Raw genomic sequence first — 19,951 nt, forward strand, 5'->3', positions numbered from 1 at the left:
TTCAGAGCTCCCTGGAATCGGGGCCGGCGGTGAGACCGCGCAGCGGGTTGAGCCGGTCCTCCCCGATCCGGCCGCGCAGCTCGGGGTCGGTCACCCCGAGCCCGGGTTCCGGTGCCATGCAGAGCACCGCGACTTTGCCCACCTGCCGGCTGGTCTGGACGATCCGGCACGCGTCGGCGCCCGCGGCGAGCGGATAGACGGCCGACATGGCCGGGACGACGGCGCCGCTCTCGAACAGCCGGTTGGTGGCCTGCTGCTCCTCGTAGTTGGCTCCGTGGCTGCCGACGATCTTCTTGAGCTTCATCCACAGGTATCGGTTGTCGAAGGTGTGCAGGTAGCCGGAGCTGGATCCGCAGGTCACCACGGTGCCGCCGCGTCGTGCCACGATCACGGAGAGCCCGAAGGTGACGCGGCCGGTGTGCTCGAACACGATGTCAGGTTCCCGGCCGGCCTTCTCGACTACGAGCTTGGCGAGCTTCCTGCCGGTCTCGACGACGAGCCGGGGGTCGTCGGCCATGTCGTCGGTGATGCCCAGCTCGGTGCGGTTGATCACCAAGTCGCAGCCGAGGGCGCGCACCGCCGCCTCTTTCTGCGCGGAGCTGACGACAGCCACCGGGATGCCGCCGCCGTTCTTGACGAACTGGATGGCGTACGAGCCGAGGCCCCCGGAGGCGCCCCAGATCAGGACGATGTCGCCCTGCTTCATGTGGGCTCCGCGGTCGCTGACGAGCATCCGGTAGGCGGTTGACGCACACAGCGGGTTGACCGCGGCCTCCTCCCACGTCAGGTGGGCGGGCTTGGGCAGCAGTTGGGTGGATCGGACGATCCCGTACTCGGCCAGGGCGCCGAAGTTGGTCTCGAATCCCCAGGCCCGTTGTTCGGAGCCGAGCATGCCGTCACCGTGAGTGGCGGGCTCCTGGTCGTCGACGTGTACGGGGTGGACGGTGACGTGGTCGCCCGGCTTCCAGCGCCGTACGCCGGTGCCGACGCGTACCACGACGGCGGAGCAGTCGGAGCCGAGCACGTGGTAGGGCTGGTCGTGGCGTGCCGCCCAGCCGCCCTGCCGGGCGTTCTGCTTGAGGAAGTGGAAGGTCGGGATCGGCTCGAACATGGCCGACCAGACCGTGTTGTAGTTGATGGAGCTGGCCATCACCGCGACGAGGACCTCGTCGGGCGCCAACTCCGGCATGGGAACGTGGCCGAGACGCAGCGACTTGCGGACGTCCTTGTCGGCCACCCCCTTGAACATGTCGGTGTCCTCGGCCCGCAGATGCAGGGCCAGGTAGGTGGCGGGTACCGGGGCGGCCTCGATCTCCGTGGCGGACGCGCCGTCCAGCACGGCTCGGGACAAGCTGCTCATGTCTGTCTCCTGTTGGCGCGGGGTCCTCCCGACGCACGGGTCCGTGATCGCGAAGCACGTTGTCGTGATCTTGTTGACGGTGTCTGGCCGCTCCGGGGACCCGTCATCGGGACGCGCCGGTTACGTGCAGCAGGGCGCGGGCCGCCAGGCGGTAGCCGTACGCGCCCAGGCCCACCACGAGCCCGGAGGCCAGCGGGGCGATGATCGATTCGTGCCGGAACTGCTCCCGCGCCCACACGTTGCTCAGGTGCACCTCGATCCACGGGTGCTCGTAGCTGGCGAGCGCGTCGCGCAGGCTCCAGCCGGCGATCATGAGAGCGCCTGGGTTGACCACCGCGCCGACGCTGTCGGGGCCGTGTTCGTGGATGGCGCTCACCAGTTCGCCCTCCGAGTCTCGTTGCAGGGACAGGACCTTCCAGCCCTGCTCGCTCACCTCGTCGGCGACCGCCTGCTCGATGTCGGCCAGGGTGTCGGTGCCGTAGATCGTCGGCTCGCGGCGGCCCAATATGCCGAGGTTGGGCCCATTCAGCAGGAGCATCGTGCTCATGTGTCACCTCGCCGTTCGAAGGGTCCGGGCCACCGCATCCAGTCCGTCGTTCATCGGTCGGAAGTGCCCCCGAGCCGCCGGGCCACCAGATCGATGACCTCGGCCGCGCGGTCGGCGAGGAAGAAGTGGCCGCCCCGGAAGACCTTCGTCTCACTCGTCGCGGTGGTGTGCTCCGCCCAGGCCTCGGCCTCCTCCCGGGAGACCCGAGGGTCGCTGTCTCCGGTGAGCACGGTCAGCGGGCAGTCAAGGCGGCGGCCGGGCTCGTGCTGGTACCGCTCGATGGCGGTGTAGTCGCTACGGATGGCCGGCAGGATCATCGCCAGAACTTCCGGGTCACCGAGCAGCGTCTCGTCGGTGCCGCCGAGCGCCCTCATCTCGGCCATGAATTCAGGGTCGGGCGCCGTATGTATCCGCTCATCGCGATAGCGGGACGGCGCCCTGCGACCTGACGCGAAAACCCGTACCGGCGCGGGCATCCCGGCGTCCTGCATGCGCAGTGCCACCTCGTACGCGAGGACGGCACCCATGCTGTGGCCGAACAGTGCGAGTGGCTTGTCGTCCAAATGCCGCAACGCGGCGAATATCTGGTCCGCGAATTCGGGGATGTTGTCGATCCTCGGCTCGTGGAACCGATTCTGCCGACCCGGGTACTGCAGGGCCAGCACCTCCACCGACGGGTGCAGTGCCTTGGCCACCGGGAAGAAAAAGCTTGCAGAGCCGCCCGCGTACGGCAGGCAGGCAAGCCGCACGGTGCTCTGCGGCGCGGGGTGCGAGACACTCACCCATTTCTCGAAGTGCGCCGTTGCTTGAGTCATACCGGACGAGCTCCTCGCGGTCGGTGACGAGCTCCTCGCGGTCGGTGGCGAGCTCCTCGCGGTTGGTGAGGCGGAGTATCGGAAGCCTAGGTTCGCGCCGGAGACACCTGGTATCCCCAGATTTGATAGTCCAGCCCCTCGAGCGGCACGAACGCCGGTACGCGTGGTTAGTCTTGCGCCGTTCCCAGTACGGCAGTTGCGCCTGCCCCAGCCACCCTGCGATGAAGGGTTCCCCGTGCCCGAGACGTCACCGCACAAGCCGCCCGCCTGCGCGGGCCCCGAGACGGACGCAGATGTGATCGTCGTCGGCGACGGACCGGTCGGGGCCACGCTAGGGGTCCTGCTGGCCCAGCGCGGCCGGCAGACCATGATCCTGGAACGGCGTCGACGCCCCTATACCCTGCCCCGGGCGACCAGCTTCGACGGCGAGACCGCGCGCCTGCTCGCCGGCTGCGGGACGGGCCCGGACCTCAGCCGGGTCAGCGAGCCCGCCACCGGATACCAGTGGCGCTCGGCCGACGGTGAGATCCTCCTCGACGTCGCCTTTCGCGCGCAGGGCCCGTACGGGTGGCCTGACGCCAATACCATGCACCAGCCCGCCCTCGAGGAACTACTGGCCGAGCGGGCGGCCGCGTTGCCCGGTGTGACGGTGGTGCGGGGCCGCCAGGTCGTGGGAATCGAGGAGCGAGACGACCGGGTCACGGTGATGGCCGAAGACGAGGACGGCGCAACCCACACGTACACCGCGCGGTGGGTAGTGGGCTGCGACGGCGCCAACAGCTTCGTCCGTGATCACCTGGACGTGCCGGTCACCGACCTCGGATTCTCCTACGAGTGGCTGCTGTGCGACGTGAAGCTGCGCGAGCCGAGTGAGTTCGTCCCGACCAACATTCAGATCTGCGACCCGGCCAGGCCGACCACCTTGGTCGGTAGCGGTCCCGGGCATCGGCGCTGGGAGTTCATGCGGCTGCCCGGCGAGCGGGCCGCGGATCTCAACCGGACGGAGACTGCCTGGCGACTCCTCGCCCCGCACGGGGTGACCCCCGACACCGCGACGCTGTTGCGCAGCATCACCTACATCTTCCAATCCCAGTGGGCTGAGCGTTGGCGAGTAGGCCGGGTCCTGTTGGCCGGAGACGCGGCCCATCTGATGCCGCCGTACGCCGGGCAGGGCTTGTGCTCGGGCATCCGCGACGTCGTCAACCTGGCGTGGAAACTGGACCTGGTGCTTGGGGGCATCGCCCCGGAGTCCTCTCTCGACACCTACACGGACGAACGCCGAGCGCAGGTGCGCGAGTCGATTCTGTCCTCGGTCCAGCTGGGCCGGATGATCTGCGTGACGGACCCCGTGGCCGCAGCCGACCGTGATGCCACGATTCTGGCGAGGCGCCGTGGCCGCGGTCCGACGGTCCCGGACCTGTCGCGGCCCCTGACGGAGGGGCTCCTTCGACGCGGTACGGACGGTTCGCCTGTGTCCCCGGCCGGCGAGACGGTCCCTCAGGGCCTGGTACGTGGTCTCAGGGGCACCGGCCTGTTCGACGACGTGGTCGGCCGCGGCTTCGTCCTGCTGCTGACAGAGGGCGCGGATACCGGCCTCGACGCAGAGCAGTCGGCATTCCTGACGAGCCTGGGCACGCACGTGGTGGCCCTGCTCCCCGGGGACGGGACGCCCCAGAACATGTCGGTGGCCGACGTGGGCGGCGTCTACCGTGCCTTTCTCGAACGCCACGGGGTCGAAGCGGTATTGATCCGCCCGGACTACCACGTGTACGGGGCGGCCTCGGGACCGGGGGCCGCAGCGGTCCTGGTGGACGACCTGCGGGCCGGCATGGGTGCGGGCGTTCCGGCGGGGAGACGATAGCGGCCGCGGACAGCGGAACAGCGAGGCTCCCGGTCAGGCTTCTGTCCTCGGTCGACAGCCGCCTCACCGGGAGCCATGACCCCGCCAACATCACCAACAGAGTCGCGGCGTTGGGGCTAGACGGGGTGACCGAACTGTTCCTGCACCCGCCACCGGAGCTCACGCTTGAGGACTTTGCCGTTGGCGTTGCGCGGCAGCACCGGTACGACCTCGAGGCGCGTCGGCTGGTAAGCCTCGGTCATGCCCTGGGCCGTGAGGTACGTGCGGAGCTGTTCGAGCGTCGGGGGCGGGCCGGCGGCGACGATGACCGCGCATCCGGTCTCCTTACCGACCGCGTCGAAGTAGCCGACGATCGCGACGGCCGCGACGGCCGGGTGCTCGAGCACCTGGGCCTCGACGTCGACGACCGGGATCATGAAGCCGTCGCCGATGCGGTCCGCGACCCGGCCGACGTGCCGGATCCCGCCGCGGCCGTCCGGCACGACCAGGTCGCCGGTGTCGAGCCAGCCGTCGTCGCGGTCGCAGAGAATCTCGACCGCGCCGGTGTCCAGGCCGACGAACGCCACACAGACCCCGGCGCCACGCACATACAGCACGGCCGGGTTCGCCTTGCTGACCTCGCCATCGGCGCGCAGGTCGATCTCCGCAGCCGGCCCGGGACGCCCGTCACTGTGGGCGGCCCAGTCCGGCGGGTCGCTCGGGCGCGTCCAGGTCCCGATCGGCAGCTCGGTCATGCCGTACGTGGCCCGCAAAGGCACGCCCAGCTCCTCGTACACCTCCCGAACCAGCTTCGGCGGGATCGGCGCGCCCTCCGAGAACAGATACCGCAGCGACGACGTGTCGTTACCGGCGGCGACCGCGGACCGCACGATCATGTCGATGAACGACGCGGCGGCGGTGATGATGCTCACCCGCGCCTCCGCGACGATCTCCGCGATCCGGCCGGGCGCCCACTTGTCGAACAGCACCGCCCGGCTACCGCTGAGCAGAGGAGACACGAGAGAGACGGTGATGCTGAGGATACTCGTCAGACTGTGCGGCGTGTAGGACGCCTCCGAGCCGCTGATCCGCTCCTCGCCGACGATCGCGCCGGCCGCGGCCGACATCGTGTTGGAGGTGTGCAGCACACCCTTCGGCTCCCCCGTCGTCCCGGCGGTGAACAGCACCAGAGCCACCTGGTCGGGATCCACCGGTTCGTCCAGTGGCATCGGGTACTGCTGCGCCCACGGCGTACGCTGGAAATGGTCTTGAAAATCCATCTCGCCAGGACCGGCATCGCGACCGGCGACCACCCGATGCCGCAGGTGCGGCAGGCGTTCCGCCATCTCGGCAAGCGCTCCGGCATAGTCGTAGCCATACCATTCCCCGACCGTCACCACGACCGTGACGCGCAGCTGAGCCAGCACCTTCTCCAGCTCCCGGCCGCGCAGCGCCGCGGTGACCGGGGCGACCACCGCACCGGTACGCATGACGGCCAGGATCAGCGCGCTGGTCTCCCACCAGTTCGGCAACTGGACGGCGACGACCTGGCCCGGCCCCACACCGAGCGCGCGCAACGCCGACGCGAACTGCTCAACCTGATCGGCATACCGCGACCACGACAACGTCTCGGTGGTGCCGTCCGCGCGATAACCGATGACGGCGATCTCGCCCGGCCGCTCCCGGCGGTGCCGATGCAGATCCGTCAGGAAGTGCTCAGCGCGCCACTGGCCCTCCCGCCGATATCTCTCGATGGCTTCGGCGGACGGCCGGACGGCGGTGGGTGGCCACAGCGGATCCTGGATGTCGGCGAAGACGGACTGACGTTCGTACATTCATGCCTCCTCTTGATGAAGAGCGGGGGTGTCGTAGATGCGGCGCCGCGTGTGTCCCCGCGAACCGGGGCAGCGGCAGCTACAGAAGCGGTACGGCTCCGGCTGTGACGGCTCGGGCAAGCAGGACCGCGCCTCGGAGGGACGAAAGGCCGCCCAGCCGCGCCGCGGCGACGGGCGGGGCGGGGCAGCCTGAGCGCGACATGGGTGTCAGGTGGGTGGCTACGCGCTCGACCAGGTTGTCGATGCCTGCCGTGAATCCGCCTCCGATCACAGCGAGGCCGGGGTGCAGCAGTTCGGTGACCCCCATGATGGCGGTGGCCAGGGCCTGGCAGGTGCCGTCGATCGCGGCCATAGCCCACGGGCGGGCGGTACGGAGGGCTTCGCGCAGCTCTTCGTAGGTGACCGGCGCGCCGTACAGTTCGCGGGCCCGGGCCAGAGTGGCCGGGCCCGAGGCGATCGCCTGGAGGCAGCCCTGACGGCCGCAGACGCACACCGGACCGCCCGACGCGACGACCAGATGGCCCAGTTCGAAGGAGCCCCGACCCGGGCCGGGACAGAGGCGGCCGCCCAGGAGCAGGCCGCCGCCGATGCCGGTTCCGACGCCGATGTAGAGCAGGTCGGCGCAGTCGGCCGCCTCGGCCTCGGCGAGGGCGGCCACGTCGCCGTCGTCCGCCCAGGCGATGGCCGCTCCGGGTACGAGGACACGCAGTACGGGACCGAGGGCGAGGCCGGTCCAGGACGGTCGGCTGGGCCAGGAGACGACCTGCTCGTCCGGGCCCACCGTGGCGGGGACGGCGACCCCTGCGGCCTGGAAACCGTCACCCGTCCGGGCCGCCAGGGTGGCGACGCCCTCTGACAACAGGGCCAGGTCTCGGTCCGGTCCGTCCTGGTCGTTCGGCCAGAGGAACGTGTGCTCCTCGGTGCGTCCGTCTGCCGACTCGGCGCGCAGGGCGACCTTGGTGCCCCCTATGTCGATGCCGAGGTGCCAGGACGGCGGTGCGGCTGCCACTGGCGGTTCAGTGGCCGGGCAGAGCCGGGCAGAGGGCGAGCAGGTCGACGGGCCACCGCAGGACGACATCGGGGCCGGCGGCGAGCAATTCGGCCCCTGCCTGGCAACCCCACAGCGCGGCTGCGGCGGTGACGTCGGCGCTGTGAGCGCTGGCCAGGTCGGTGGGGGCGTCGCCGATCATGATGGCCCGCTCCGCCGGAACCTCGAGGAGTTCGAGTGCGCGTCTGATGATGTCAGGGGCGGGCTTGGGCCGGGGCACCTCGTCGGAGCCGATGACGTGGGCGAAGTACGGGAGCAGGCCGAGGACATCGAGCAGGGACCGGGCGCGCTCGCCTGCCTTGCCGGTGGCGATGGCCAGCCGGAGGCCGCGTTCGTTCAGCGTCCGCAGGACGTCGACGACACCGTCGTACACCTGGACGCGGTCGGCGAGCCGGTAGCTCTCGCGGACGAAGGGCTCTTCCATCTCCAGCGGAAGGCCCATGATCCGCATGATGTCGGGAAAGTAGCGGCCCTGGTGGCGCCGGTACTCCTCGAAAGGTGCCTCGCCGGTGCCGACGACCTCGGCGTACGCCAGGGAGAACGCCTCACCCATCACCTCGAAGCTGTCGACGACGACCCCGTCGAGATCGAAGATGACAGCGTGTCTGGGGACCGGGGGGCGCTGTTCGATGGTCGGTGCCGCATGGAATTCCGGCCCTCTGGTCATGCGATCCTCACCTCTTTGTGGGCGGTGAATTCGGACGCGCGATCCACGGGTGGGGCAGCGCGCGCCGATGCATAGAAGCTTTCGATCAACCGGACGGTGCTGCGGGCCTGGGCGACGGCCTGGCCTCGTCGGCCCGGGTCGGCCAGGAGCCGGGTGAGGCCGTCGAGCTGGCGACCGTACTCAATGCCGATGGGTTCGGCGGGCAGCGGGATCCGCTGTGTGGAGCCATCCTGCGTGAGGGTGAGCACCGATTCGGGAGCCCGGTTCGGGCTGAAGCCGAAGGTGCAGTGCAGCCGCGCCGTTCCATCGCTGCCCTCGATGGTGATGACGGAGCCGTCCAGCGCCTCGTGTGAGGCCCAGCTGGCCCGCAACGAGACAGAGATACCGTCCTCGCGGACCAGGAAACCGCGGGCGGTGTCCTCGACGTCGCCGGTCGGGGCGTCGGTGAGCCGGTCCTCACGCCACGTGGCGGACCAGGCTCCGCTGCTGACGAAGTCGTCGGAGATCGAGCCGATCACCTGGGCGACGGGGGCGGGGCCGAGGAGGAAGGCGAGGACGTCGAGAAGGTGCCAGCCGAGGTCGACGAGCGCACCGCCACCGGCCCTGCTGCGCTGGGTGAACCAGCCGCCGGGCTGGGGCACTCCGCGCGCCCTGACCCAGGTCAGGTCGGCATGGCGGATCCGGCCGAGCTGGGGAAGCAGCCCGGAGAGCTCGCGGATGTCGCCGCGGTGGGCGGCGGCACTGCCGGCGAGCAGCACCGCGCCGTTGCGTTCGGCCGCGGCGAGGGCGTCGGCCTCGGCAGCGGTGAGGCAGACCGGCTTCTCCAGGAAGACGGAGATCCCTCGACGGAGCAGGGCGGCCGCGACCTCAGCGTGCAGATGGTTGGGTACCGCGACGACGGCGATGTCGATCGCGCAGGGATCGAGGGCGTCCACGGTGGAGTGGGCGCGCAGCCCGGTGGCCACAGCCGCCGCCCGGGAGCCGGGGTCGGGGTCGACGCCGGCGACCACCTCGAAGTCCTTGTGCTCGCGCAGCAGCCTGAGCCATAGGTCGCGGCCCGCCCAGCCGAGCCCGACGACGGCAGCCCGGACCCTCACCGTGCGGCCAAGGCGTCGGCGATGATCTCGGCTGTGGCATAGAGGGCTTCCTCTGAGGCGAGCAGCGCTCGATGGTGCAGCCAGATGCAGTCGGTGCTGATCGCCTCGGTGTGCGGGCAGCTTTCGGCGAGCTTGTCGACGGTGGTGTCGGGCGCGGCTGTCTCCCAGAACGCGTTGGTGCGGTAGATCGCCCGGAAGGCGGCGAAGGCGGGCAGGCCGGCCTCGACGAGCGTGTCGACGAGGGCGTTGCGGGCCTCCTCGGATATGCCAGGGATCCGGAACATCGCCATGTAGTGAGAGTTCCGGTCGGCGCGCGGGTCGCTGCCCTGGGGTACGACGCCGTCGATCTCACCGAGCAGCCGGGACAGCAGCGTCCAGCGCTGATCGCGGAGCGTGATCTGGGCGTCGAGGCGGCCCAGCTGGGCGCGGAGCACGGCCGCGGAGAACTCGTTGAGCCGCATGTTGGTGCCGGCGGTCTGGTGCATGTATCGGCGGTCGGTACGTGGCCGGCCACAACTGTGCCGCAGGAACGCGGCCTCGTAGGTCTCCTCGTCGGGCAGGAGCAGCGCACCGCCCTCGCCGGCGGTCATCAGCTTGCCGTTCTGGAAGCTGAACGAGGCGACCGTACCCAACTCGCCCACCCGTTTGCCCTGCCAGCGGGCACCGTGTGCGTGGGCGGCGTCCTGGAGAAGAGGCACACCGGTGTCAGCGGAGAGTTCGCCGAGCGCGTCCATGTCGGCGATGAGCCCCGCCATGTGCACAGGCATGATCACCTTGGTGAGGGGGGTGACGGCGGAAGCCGCGGCAGCCACGTCGATGTTGTAGGTATCGAGATCGACGTCGACGGGGACGGCAACCGCTCCCAGCCGCTGAGCGGCCTGGGAGGAGGAGATGAAGGTGAAGGCCGGCACGATGACCTCGGTGCCCGGCCCGACGCCCAGACACTGCAACGCCAACTCCAGGGCGTGGGTGCCGTTGGTGACGGCCAAAGCGTGTGGGGCGCCGTGGAAGTCCGCGAACTCACTCTCGAAGGAGTCCACCTCCGACCCTCCCATGCGCCACCACTGGCCCTGCTCCAGGGCCCGGATCAGGCCGGTGCGCTCGCCGTCGTCGTACTGCGGCCAGGTGGGGAACTCTGGTGTCGGTCGCGCGTTCATGCGTCTCCAAATCTTCATTTCGAACATTTCTCGGCCGATGGCCGACGGACGGCATAGCGCGGGGCGGGGCACGTGGCCGGATGTGCGACGTTCACGGTAGGCACCGCTCTTACCGCCCCGCATCCCTCGGCTTGGTAGCCGTCCGCCCGGATGTGGGCCGGCTGGACGTGCGAGTGTGGCCGGTGCGGGCGTCAGCCGGTCCCGGGTGCGCGCAGACCGAAGAACTCGCAGTAGAACTCCACTTGCCCTTTCAGCATGTCAATGCCGTGGTGGACGTGGTGGCCAAGGGCGGCGGCCTGCCGCAGCAGAGGCGTCTCGTGGGGTTTCATGATGATGTCGGCCACGGCCGCTCCGGGGGCGAGCGCTTCGGGCGGGAACGGCAGCGGGTCGCTGGATCGCAGCCCGAGCGGGGTCGCGTTGACCGCGAGGTCGCTGTCGTTCAGGGCCGGTTCGGCAACGGCGTGTACCCGGCCGGGCCAGTACCTGGCGAGCCGGCCGACGAGTGCGTCCAGTTTGGGCCGGTCCGGGTCGGTCACGGCGATCCGGGTCGCGCCGGCCGTCAGCAGCGCCGCCGCGATGGCGCTGCCCGCTCCGCCGGCCCCGGCGAGCGCGACCCGGCTGCCGCGAATCTCGTGCCCGGCACGGGCGAGGCCGGCCACGAAACCGGCACCGTCGAAGTTCTCGGCGAACCACCTGCCGTCGGTCTCGCGGCGCAGCACGTTGGACGTTCCGGCGATCTCGACAGTGCGGCTGTGCCGGTCGGCGAGTCGGGCGGCGTCCGCCTTGTGGGGGACGGTGACGAAGATGCCGTCGAGGTTGCCGATGCGCTGCAGGCCGCGGATGACCTGTTCCAGATCGTCAGGGCGAACCTCCACCGGCACCAGCACCGCGTCGAGTCCCTGGTCGGCGAAGAGCGGATTGAGCAGGCCGGGAGACTGGACCTGTGCAACCGGATCGCCGACGACGGCGTACAAGCGGGTGGTGCCGCTGATCGAGGGCTGCGGCGACGGGGCGGTGGCGGTCATCTCGGGTTCCGAGAGCCTGTGTCGGTGACCGGCCGGACAGCAGCAGCGAGCAGATCGGCGACGGTGTAGGCGAGCTCGATGGCCTGCTCCTCGTTCAGGCGGGGGTCGCAGGCGGTACGGAAGCGGGCCGAAAGGTCGTCCTCACCCAGGCCGCAGGCCCCGCCCAGGCACTCGGTGACGTCCTCGCCGGTCGCCTCGAGGTGGATGCCGCCGGGGTGAGTGCCGAGGGTGCGGTGGACGTCGAAGAAGCCGCTGATCTCCGCGACGATGTCGTCGAAGTGGCGGGTTTTGCGACCGCCTGCGGTCGTGCGGGAGTTGCCGTGCATCGGGTCGCACTGCCAGACCACCTGGTGGCCGGTGGCGGTGACCTTCTCCACTATCGGCGGCAGCACCTCGCGGACCAGGGCGTGGCCCATTCTGCTGATCAGCGTCAGCCGCCCGGGCGTGCCGTGGGGGTCGAGCCTGCGGACGTACTCGACGGCTTGTTCCGGGGTGGTGCCGGGCCCGATCTTCACCCCGATGGGGTTGGCGAGTAGTTCGGCGACGGCGAGGTGCGCGCCGTCGAGGCCTCGCGTGCGCTCACCGATCCACAGGAAGTGGGCGAGTGGGCTGGCGAGCAGAGGCTCCGGACCGGTGGTGAACCTGGCGATGTGGAGTGGGGCGCATTCGTAGTCGAGCAGGAGCATCTCGTGGCTCACATAGATCTGTCCGGCCCGGCGGGCGAGCGCCATCGCGCGAGCCGCATGTTTGTGGGCGCGCAGCATCCGCTCGGGGTCGGGAGTGCGGGCGGCAAGGATGCGTGCGGCGGAGTTGACCATGTCACCTCGGTAGACCGGTAGGCCGTCCGCATCGGCGGGCTGGGAGCGTGGCTTCGCGTACTGGCCGGCCATGCGGGCGAGGGGAATCACCGGCAGCTCAGCGGCGTGGGTCAGGATCAGGGCCATGCGCTTCAGGAGGCTGAGGTTGGCCCGCAGGTGCGGTTCGGTGGTCTCGGCGAAGGTCTCCGCGCAGTCCCCGCTCTGCAGCAGGAATGCCTCGCCGCGGGCGACCGCCGCAAATTTCTCGGAGAGCTGTGCAGTCTCGGACTCGGCCACGATCGGGGGTGCGTCGCGCAGCCGGTCCATCACCATCCGGGCCAGGGTGAGGTCCGGCCACTCAGGCTGCTGCGCCGCACGTCTGTCCAGGGCCGCGGCGAGGCGGTCCGCGAGTCCTGGCTCCCGCGTGGCCCAGACCCGGGCCTCGCCGTGCGCTGCCTCTGATGAGCGCGTCATGCCAGCGGATCTCCTGTTCCGTGGAAGTGTGCCGGCTCGACGAGTCGGCCGAGTGGCTGCCGTGGCATGGACTCCAGGACATCGGCGACGACTTGTTCGGATACGTCGTGGACCAGCTCCACGCCGCTGGGGCCGTCGAGGACGAACGCGAGGCCGGTGAGCGCCTTCTTGTCCCTGCGCATCAGGCGGATCAGCTCAGCTGTCTCGATCTCCTCGGGCAGCGCGGCCGGCAGGCCGTAGAACTCGACGACCTCCCGGTGCTCCGCCACCCGCCCGGGGCCGATCCGGTCCAGAGCGCCGGCGAGCAGGCCCGCGAAAATCGTGCCGACAGCGACGGCCTCGCCGTGCCGAAGCGCAAAGCCGCTGGCGGATTCCAGCGCGTGGCCCAGGGTGTGGCCGTAGTTGAGGATGTGCCGCAGACCGGTGTCGCGCTCATCGGCCGAGACGACGCCGGCCTTGAGCGTCACACTGGCCGCGATACGCTCCGTGAGGCCGAGCTCGCGCAGGTCGCCGGCGCCGATGAAATGGCAGCGGGCGATCTCGCCCAAGCCGTTGAGCATCTCGCGCCGGGGCAGGGTGGACAGGTACTCGGTGTCGCACAATACGGCGGCAGGCTGCCAATAGGCGCCCACCAGGTTCTTACCGGAGGGCAGGTTGACCGCCGTCTTACCGCCGACGCTCGCGTCGACCTGCGCCAGCAACGTGGTCGGCAGATGCACCACTGGCACGCCCCGGTGGTAGAGGGCGGCGGCCAGGCCGACGACATCGGTGGTGGTTCCACCCCCGCAGGAGACGACCGCGTCGTTGCGGGTGAGGCCGAAGCGTACGAACTCCGCGCACAGTGCCTCGACGGTGGCGAGGGTCTTGTCCCGCTCACCGTCGCGGGCGGGCAGCAGCAGGGTCTCCACGCCGGTGTCGGGCACCCATTGCGCGGGCCGGGCTGACACGACGGCGACCCGCCGGGCGCCGAGGCCCTGGATCACTTCGGCCAGCGAGGAACGCACCCGCCGGCCGACCAGCACATCGTACGAACGGTCGCCGATGCTCACCGGGATCTGGCCTCTCACGCCGTCTCGCTCTCTCATTCAAGGCCTGTTTCATACGGGGCGGGGCGGCAGCGACAATGTCACCGTTCGTATCCGACGATAGGTGCGGACTCTCCCCAGTAAGTAGTCATGATCTCGATCAGCTCTGCTTCATCACGTACGTGCTTCACCGTCTCCTCGCCCCCGATGATGGACCTGAAGAGATTGGCGACGAGGGTCACCTGCCCGTTCTCCACACCGCGTCGCCGCTTTCGCGGCACCACAGGGTCCGCGTCGGGCGGCAGTTCTTCTCGCCACGTATTCCAATCGGAAATGGCACGATCTTTGATTTTCATCCGATACGCGTCACGCCAATCCCTGCCCTTTGGCTTGTACTGAAGGACGCGCCACTCGCCCCGCGTGGCCAAGCGGAACTCCGTGCCCATCTGAACCACGCTTCCCCCCTGTTCATCGATACGCAGGGGCTCCGTGATGGCCACGCTTCCGTGCCCGACGTCGACGAGCCAATCCACGTCGTCTATACGGACACGGATAGCCATGTGCTCGATCTCGGAACCCCACTGGCCGCCGGGGAGAGCCGTGCTGGCAGAATTCACGTGCGCATCGAATCCCATCTCGACAAGGAGACGATGGAAGAGGAAATTCAACTCGAAACAGACTCCGCCCCGTTTCATCACTGCTTCGAATACGCGGGGCATGTCAAAATCCTCGTACGGCTGATGCAGAATGTATCCGGTGTCGTAGGGGAGACTGCAGAGATGCAGCCACTGAAGTTCCGCCAGGGTGTGAAGGTTCGGAATGCCGGATCCTTCGTAACCTATGCGCTGCAGATAATCTTTTTTGACGAACACGCCGAACTCCACTTCATCCGGGAAGGAAACAACGTTTGCATTGACTCTGGTCCAGCTCCGCACCTATGCGCGAAGGTTCCGGCTAGTCCGCGTGGAGTTCGAGGCGCTCCAGCAGCGCCTCGACAGCCAGGTCCACCGTGGGGCGGTCGAAGGCGAAGGTGGACGGGATGCGGAGGCCGGTCAGCGCCGACAGCCGGTTCGCGAGCTCGACGGCGGTCAACGAGTCGAACCCGATGTCGAAGAAGGACAGGTCCGATCCGATCTCGTCCCACGAAAGGTAGCCGAGAATCGCGGCGACCTCGCGCTGGACCAGTTCGGCCAAGATCTTCTCTCGTTGGCCGGGGGACACCTCGGCCAGCCGCCCGGCCAGCCCGCCGGCCCCGGGCGCCCCGTCACTGGCGGCCCGCCGACCCACGCGGATGAGGCCGCGCAGCAGTGGGGCGACAGATGCGGAGTCAGTCCGGTCCCGCATTGCTTGCAGGTCCATCTTCGCCAGGACCAAGGCAGCGCTGCGATCGGACAGCGCAAGGTCGAACAGCTCCATGCCCTCTTGTGCGGTGAACTCGATCATGTTGAGCCGGTCGAAGCGCTTCAGGTCGACCTCGGCGAGCTTGTCCACTATGCCGGACACCTGGCCCCACCATCCCCACACCAGTGAGGTCGCCGGCAGTCCGCAAGCGCGACGGCGTTCAGCGAGCGCGTCGAGGAAGGAGTTCGCGGCGGCATAGCTGCTCTGGCCCGCTGCACCGAAGATCCCCGCAATAGAGGAGTACAGGACGAAGACGGAAAGGTCGAGATCGCGCGTGAGTTCGTCCAGGATCTGTGCCGCGTCGGCCTTGGGACGGAGCACCGTGTCGAGCCGTTCGGGCGTCAGGGAGGTGACCACACCGTCATCCAGCACACCGGCTGTGTGGATCACGCCGGTGAGAGGGGCGTCGTGGGGAACAGAGGCCAGCAGCGCGGCCACGGAGTCCCGGTCGGAGACGTCGCACGCAACGATCCGGACGTTCGCGCCGAGTCCAGTGAGTTCGGCCTCCAGCTCGGCCGCGCCCGGTGCGTCCGGTCCTTGCCGGCTCACCAGGAGCAGACTCCTGATCTTGTGCTCGGTAACCAGGTGCCCGGCCGCCAGGCGACCCAGCGAACCCGTACCGCCGGTGATCAGAACCGTACCCCCGGGGTTCAGCGGACGGTCCTGGACCTCGGCGGGCGAGGCCCTGACGAGCCTCGGCACCGCCACCGAGCCTGACCGAAGTGCCGCCTGCGGTTCCCCGGTCGCGAGCACATCGGGCAGGCGCCGGGCTGACGCCTCCGTGCCGTCCGTGTCGACCAGGATGATGCGGCCCACGTTCTCGGACTGCGCCGCACGCAGCAGGCCGGCGGCCGTCGCAACGGCGAGATCGGGAGCCGGGTCCCCATCCCGGACGGCCGCCCCGGAGTGTGTGAGAGCGAGGAGAACGGTGTCCTGGAAGGCGAGCTCCGCCAGCCACGCCTGGACGGCCTCCAGCACCCGCCCGCTGAGGTCCCGGGCCGCGTCGGGGTCCGTACGTCCATCGCCGGCCACATCGAGCAGGAGCACACGCGGGGCCGTTGCGGCCACGGCACGGACGTCCTCGGCAGTCGTCACGCGTACGGCGTTCAGCTCGTCGTCCACGCTCCTGACGGAGATGGGCTCCCAGGCCACCCGGAACATCTGGTCCTTGGCCGCGCCTGAGCCGACGCGCAGCAGTTCCGGGACCACGGGGCGCAGGACCATCGAGTCGACGGAAACCACGGGTGCGCCGGAGGTGTCGGCCAGGTGCAGGCGGATCGTGTCGGGGGCGAGCGGGATGAGGCGCACCCGCAGTGCCGAGGCTCCGTCGGCGTGCAGCCGGACGTCGCGCCAGACGAACGGCAGGGCCAGCTTCGGGCTCTCGTCGCTCAGATCGGGGCGGAAGAGACTGGAGTGCATGGCCGCGTCCAGCAGGGCCGGGTGCAGCCCGTACTCATCGGCCTTGCCCGCTGACTCCGGCAGTGAGACCTCGGCGAACACCTCCTCGCCACGAGTCCAAGCCGCACGCAGTCCCTGAAAGGCCGGACCATAGTGGTATCCCGCCTCTGCCAAGTGGTCGTACGCGTGGGCGAACGCGTCCGGGTCGACCGCGGTGGCGCCGGGCGGCGGCCACTGGGTGAGGTCGAACTCGGCCCGTCCGTCCTCCGGCACCAAGCGCCCGGAGACATGACGGGTCCAGCTCCCTCGCGGGCCGGCTTCCTCCCGGCGGGAGTGAACCTGGACGGTACGGTGGCCGGACTCGTCGGGCTCGCCGGCCCACACGCGTACCTGGACGCCGCCGCTCTCGGGCAGCACCAGGGGGCGCTCGATGACCAGTTCGCCGACCAGCCCGTAGCCGACCTCGTCCGCGGCACGGACCGCGAGTTCCACGAAGGCCGCTCCCGGCAAGAGGACGACTCCGGCGCCCGCGTGGTCGGCGAGCCAGGGGTGTGTGCGCAGCGACAGCCGGGAAGTGAACAGCACGCCGTCCGAGCCGGGGATCTCGGTAACCGCGCCGAGCAGGGGATGGTTCGCTACCTCCAGACCGAGGCCCGGTGCGTCCCCACGGGACTCTGCCGTCTCCAGCCAGTACCGCTGGCGCTGAAAGGCGTACGTCGGCAGGTCTACGGGCCGTTCCCTGCCGCGGCCGAGGACGGCTTCCCAGTTGACCCGTACGCCGTGGGCGTACAGGTGGGCCAGCGAGGCGAGGAACCGGCGCGGGCCGCCGTCGTCGCGGCGCAGCGTCCCGGTGACGACAGCCGGTCCGGCCTCGAGGTCCTCCAGCACGTCCTGGACGCTCGACGTCAGCACAGGATGAGCACTGACCTCGATGAACACGCCGTGCCCGTCGCCGACCAGGGACCGGATGGCCGGGTCGAACTGCACGGTCTGCCGCATGTTGCGGAACCAGTGCTCGACGTCGAACTCCGTGGTGTCATGGAGTCGCCCGGTCACCGTGGAGTACAGCGGTACGCGCGAAGGCCCGGCGGAGACCGAGGCGAGGGCCTCCAGGAAAGAGTCGTGCAGCACGTCGATCTGTGAGGAGTGTGCGGCGCCGTTGATGCCGCGAATCCTGCGGGCGCGGATGCCGTCGGCTTCGCATCGGGCGAGCAGCTCTTCCAGGGAGGGCAGTTCACCGGTCACGACCACGGAGGCGGGTCCGTTGACCGCGGCGATCTCCAGACCCGGCCACTCCTCGATCAGCACGGAGACGGCCTTGACATCGGCGGTGAGGGACGCCATTCCTCCGCGTCCCACCAGCTCGGCTTCGGCAATCCTGGACCGGTGAACCATGAGGCGGGCGGCGTCGGGAAGGGACAGCGCACCGGCATAGCAGGCAGCGGCGATCTCGCCCAGGGAATGACCCACGACCGCGTCCGGGACGACCCCGCACGCCTCCCACAACGCGGCCAGCGACACCATCAGTGCCCACGACACCGGCTGCAAGACGTCGACGTCTTCAAGAGACCGGGCGCCCTCCACCTGCCGTACCACATCGAGCAGCGACCAGCCGGTGAGCGGGTCGAGCACCTCGGCGCACTCGGTCATCCTGGTTGCGAACACAGGTGAGGCTTCGAGCAGTTCCGCTCCCATTCCCGCCCACTGTGTGCCCTGGCCGGGGAACACGAGGACGGTCCGGCCCACTGTGCTCTCGGCAAATCCCGTGACCACACCGGGCGCGGACTCGGCGCGGGCCACCGCGTCGAGTCCGGCCAGCGCCTCGTCCCGGTCCGCGGCGAGCACGACCGCACGGTCCGGGAGTGGACCCCGGCTCCGCACCAGCGACTGGCCGACGTCGAGCACGTCTGTTTCTTGACGCTGTATCAGGAACGAGCCGAGACGGCGAGCCTGGCCGGCAAGACCCGCCTTGCCACGGGCCGAGACGACCAGCGGCACAACCGAGTCGCCCAGCACGCGTGCCTTCTCGTCGGGCAGGTTCCCGGATGTCTGCTCGGTCGCCTGCTCCAGGATGACGTGTGCGTTGGTGCCGCTGGCGCCGAAGCCGGAGACCCCCGCACGGCGAGGACGGCCGACCTCGGGCCACTCGTGCGCCTCGGTCAGCAGCTCGACCGCTCCGGCAGACCAGTCGACCTCAGGCGTCGGCTCGTCCACATGCAGTGTCCGCGGCAGCACACCATGCCGCATCGCCATCACCATCTTGATCACACCGGCGACGCCCGCCGCAGCGCCCGCGTGTCCAAGGTTCGACTTCACCGAACCGAGCCACAGCGGCAGTTCGGGGGCACGGTTCTGACCATAGGTGGTGAGGAGCGCCTGTGCCTCGATGGGGTCGCCGAGGGCGGTTCCGGTGCCGTGCGCCTCGACGATGTCGACGTCGGCCGGCGACAGGCCGCCGGCCGCGAGTGCCTGGCGGATCACCCGCTGCTGCGAGGGCCCGTTGGGCGCGGCGAGTCCGTTGGACGCGCCATCCTGGTTCACCGCGGTGGCCCGTACGACGCCGAGGACCTCACGGCCGTTGCGGACGGCATCGGAAAGCCGCTCCAGCAGCAGGACGCCCACGCCCTCGGCCCAGTTCGTTCCATCCGCGGATGCCGCGAACGCCTTGCACCGGCCGTCCTTCGCCAGGCCTCGTGCACGCGCGGTCAGCACGAAGGCAGTGGGCGTGGCCATCACGTTGGTGCCTCCGACCAGCGCCAGCGACGACTCGCCCGAACGCAGGGACTGCGCTGCCATGTGCAGGGCCACCAGGGACGAGGAGCAGGCCGTGTCGATCGTGACTGCCGGCCCCTCGAATCCGAACGTATAGGAGACCCGTCCCGAAAGGACGCTCGCCAGACCGCCGGTCATCACGTAGCCCTCGAGCTCGTCGGGGATGCTGTGGAAAGCGGTCCCGTATTCCTGCCCGGCGGCCATGCCGGCGAACACGCCGACGTTCTTGCCACGCATAGCAGCCGGGTCGATGCCCGCCCGTTCGAACGCCTCCCAAGATGTCTCCAGCATCAGGCGCTGCTGTGGGTCCATGACCATCGTCTCGCTTTGGGAGATGCCGAAGAAGCCGGCGTCGAACTCGCCCGCGTCGTGTAGGAACGCGCCCTCCCGTACGTACGTCGTGCCGGGCCGGTCGAGGTCCGGGTCGTACAGGTTCTCCAGGTCCCAGCCCCGGTTGGTGGGGAACCCCTCGACCGCGGAACGGCCGTCCGCGATCAATTCCCACAACTCTTCCGGCGACGACACCCCCCCGGGGAACCGGCACGCCATGCCGACGATGGCGATCGGCTCGGTGAGGCTGTCGCGGATGCTCTGGACCTCGTTCTCCAGCCGTTCGTTCTCCATCAGTGAAGCGCGCAGTGCTTCGACGACCTTGCTCTCTGAACTGGCCACTGCTTATCTCCCTGTTCCGGC

14 protein-coding genes are annotated in these 19,951 nt (G+C 69.6%); 1 reads left to right on the forward strand and 13 read right to left on the reverse strand.

What is annotated here, in order from left to right:
* Position 1: 1 nt before the first annotated feature.
* The 3 genes from ccrA to CGL27_RS09640 form a co-directional block, all read right to left on the reverse strand.
* Positions 2-1,360 carry a crotonyl-CoA carboxylase/reductase gene (ccrA, locus tag CGL27_RS09630; protein WP_078644717.1) on the reverse strand — a complete coding sequence of 453 codons (1,359 nt, stop codon included), beginning with the start codon at positions 1,358-1,360 and terminating at the stop codon, positions 2-4.
* A gap of 103 nt (positions 1,361-1,463) precedes the next feature.
* Positions 1,464-1,907 carry a type II 3-dehydroquinate dehydratase gene (locus CGL27_RS09635; protein WP_119985949.1) on the reverse strand — a complete coding sequence of 148 codons (444 nt, stop codon included), beginning with the start codon at positions 1,905-1,907 and terminating at the stop codon, positions 1,464-1,466.
* 50 nt (positions 1,908-1,957) lie between these two features.
* Entirely contained in the window at positions 1,958-2,722 is a 765-nt protein-coding gene (locus CGL27_RS09640) for an alpha/beta fold hydrolase (protein ID WP_119985951.1), read from the reverse strand.
* Positions 2,723-2,957: 235 nt separating this feature from the next.
* Between CGL27_RS09640 and CGL27_RS09645 the strand changes: the two genes are divergently transcribed.
* Positions 2,958-4,583, forward strand: coding sequence for a bifunctional 3-(3-hydroxy-phenyl)propionate/3-hydroxycinnamic acid hydroxylase (locus CGL27_RS09645; RefSeq protein WP_119985953.1), 1,626 nt, complete (start codon positions 2,958-2,960; stop codon positions 4,581-4,583).
* 116 nt (positions 4,584-4,699) lie between these two features.
* Here CGL27_RS09645 and CGL27_RS09650 read toward each other — a convergent pair whose 3' ends face one another.
* The 10 genes from CGL27_RS09650 to CGL27_RS09695 all read right to left on the reverse strand — a co-directional run bounded on the left by CGL27_RS09650 (position 4,700) and on the right by CGL27_RS09695 (position 19,930).
* On the reverse strand, positions 4,700-6,397 hold the full coding sequence (locus CGL27_RS09650; RefSeq protein ID WP_119985955.1) for an AMP-binding protein: 1,698 nt from the start codon (positions 6,395-6,397) through the stop codon (positions 4,700-4,702).
* Positions 6,398-6,476: 79 nt separating this feature from the next.
* Positions 6,477-7,406, reverse strand: coding sequence for an ROK family protein (locus CGL27_RS09655; protein WP_240450429.1), 930 nt, complete (start codon positions 7,404-7,406; stop codon positions 6,477-6,479).
* 7 nt (positions 7,407-7,413) lie between these two features.
* A complete protein-coding gene (locus CGL27_RS09660) occupies positions 7,414-8,112 on the reverse strand; it encodes an HAD-IA family hydrolase (RefSeq protein ID WP_119985959.1) in 699 nt (232 codons plus the stop codon).
* Positions 8,109-9,209, reverse strand: a complete 1,101-nt coding sequence (locus CGL27_RS09665; RefSeq protein ID WP_119985961.1) for a Gfo/Idh/MocA family oxidoreductase — start codon at positions 9,207-9,209, stop codon at positions 8,109-8,111. The genes CGL27_RS09660 and CGL27_RS09665 overlap by 4 nt, the downstream gene beginning before the upstream one ends.
* Positions 9,206-10,366: a 3-amino-5-hydroxybenzoate synthase gene (gene rifK, locus CGL27_RS09670; RefSeq protein WP_078644705.1), complete on the reverse strand. Its 1,161-nt coding sequence runs from the start codon at positions 10,364-10,366 to the stop codon at positions 9,206-9,208. The genes CGL27_RS09665 and rifK overlap by 4 nt, the downstream gene beginning before the upstream one ends.
* 191 nt (positions 10,367-10,557) lie before the next feature.
* Positions 10,558-11,391: a shikimate dehydrogenase gene (locus tag CGL27_RS09675; RefSeq protein ID WP_119985963.1), complete on the reverse strand. Its 834-nt coding sequence runs from the start codon at positions 11,389-11,391 to the stop codon at positions 10,558-10,560.
* Complete coding sequence (locus tag CGL27_RS09680; RefSeq protein ID WP_119985965.1) at positions 11,388-12,662, reverse strand: 3-deoxy-7-phosphoheptulonate synthase; 1,275 nt, start codon at positions 12,660-12,662, stop codon at positions 11,388-11,390. Before CGL27_RS09680 ends, CGL27_RS09675 begins: the two co-directional genes overlap by 4 nt.
* Positions 12,659-13,729, reverse strand: coding sequence for a 3-dehydroquinate synthase family protein (locus tag CGL27_RS09685; protein ID WP_119985967.1), 1,071 nt, complete (start codon positions 13,727-13,729; stop codon positions 12,659-12,661). Before CGL27_RS09685 ends, CGL27_RS09680 begins: the two co-directional genes overlap by 4 nt.
* 59 nt (positions 13,730-13,788) lie before the next feature.
* On the reverse strand, positions 13,789-14,622 hold the full coding sequence (locus CGL27_RS09690) for an arylamine N-acetyltransferase (RefSeq protein ID WP_078644698.1): 834 nt from the start codon (positions 14,620-14,622) through the stop codon (positions 13,789-13,791).
* Between the two features lie 19 nt (positions 14,623-14,641).
* Positions 14,642-19,930: a type I polyketide synthase gene (locus CGL27_RS09695; RefSeq protein ID WP_162952931.1), complete on the reverse strand. Its 5,289-nt coding sequence runs from the start codon at positions 19,928-19,930 to the stop codon at positions 14,642-14,644.
* Positions 19,931-19,951 lie beyond the last annotated feature (21 nt).

Origin of the sequence: Streptomyces sp. 11-1-2 (assembly GCF_003595545.1) — a bacterium.
GTDB lineage: Bacteria > Actinomycetota > Actinomycetes > Streptomycetales > Streptomycetaceae > Streptomyces > Streptomyces hygroscopicus_B.

Coding starts and splice junctions, on each gene's coding strand:
- ccrA (WP_078644717.1), bottom strand. CDS start 1,360: ATGAGCAGCTTGTCCCGAGCCGTGCTGGACGGCGCGTCCGCCACGGAG.
- CGL27_RS09635 (WP_119985949.1), bottom strand. CDS start 1,907: ATGAGCACGATGCTCCTGCTGAATGGGCCCAACCTCGGCATATTGGGC.
- CGL27_RS09640 (WP_119985951.1), bottom strand. CDS start 2,722: ATGACTCAAGCAACGGCGCACTTCGAGAAATGGGTGAGTGTCTCGCAC.
- CGL27_RS09650 (WP_119985955.1), bottom strand. CDS start 6,397: ATGTACGAACGTCAGTCCGTCTTCGCCGACATCCAGGATCCGCTGTGG.
- CGL27_RS09660 (WP_119985959.1), bottom strand. CDS start 8,112: ATGACCAGAGGGCCGGAATTCCATGCGGCACCGACCATCGAACAGCGC.
- rifK (WP_078644705.1), bottom strand. CDS start 10,366: ATGAACGCGCGACCGACACCAGAGTTCCCCACCTGGCCGCAGTACGAC.
- CGL27_RS09675 (WP_119985963.1), bottom strand. CDS start 11,391: ATGACCGCCACCGCCCCGTCGCCGCAGCCCTCGATCAGCGGCACCACC.
- CGL27_RS09680 (WP_119985965.1), bottom strand. CDS start 12,662: ATGACGCGCTCATCAGAGGCAGCGCACGGCGAGGCCCGGGTCTGGGCC.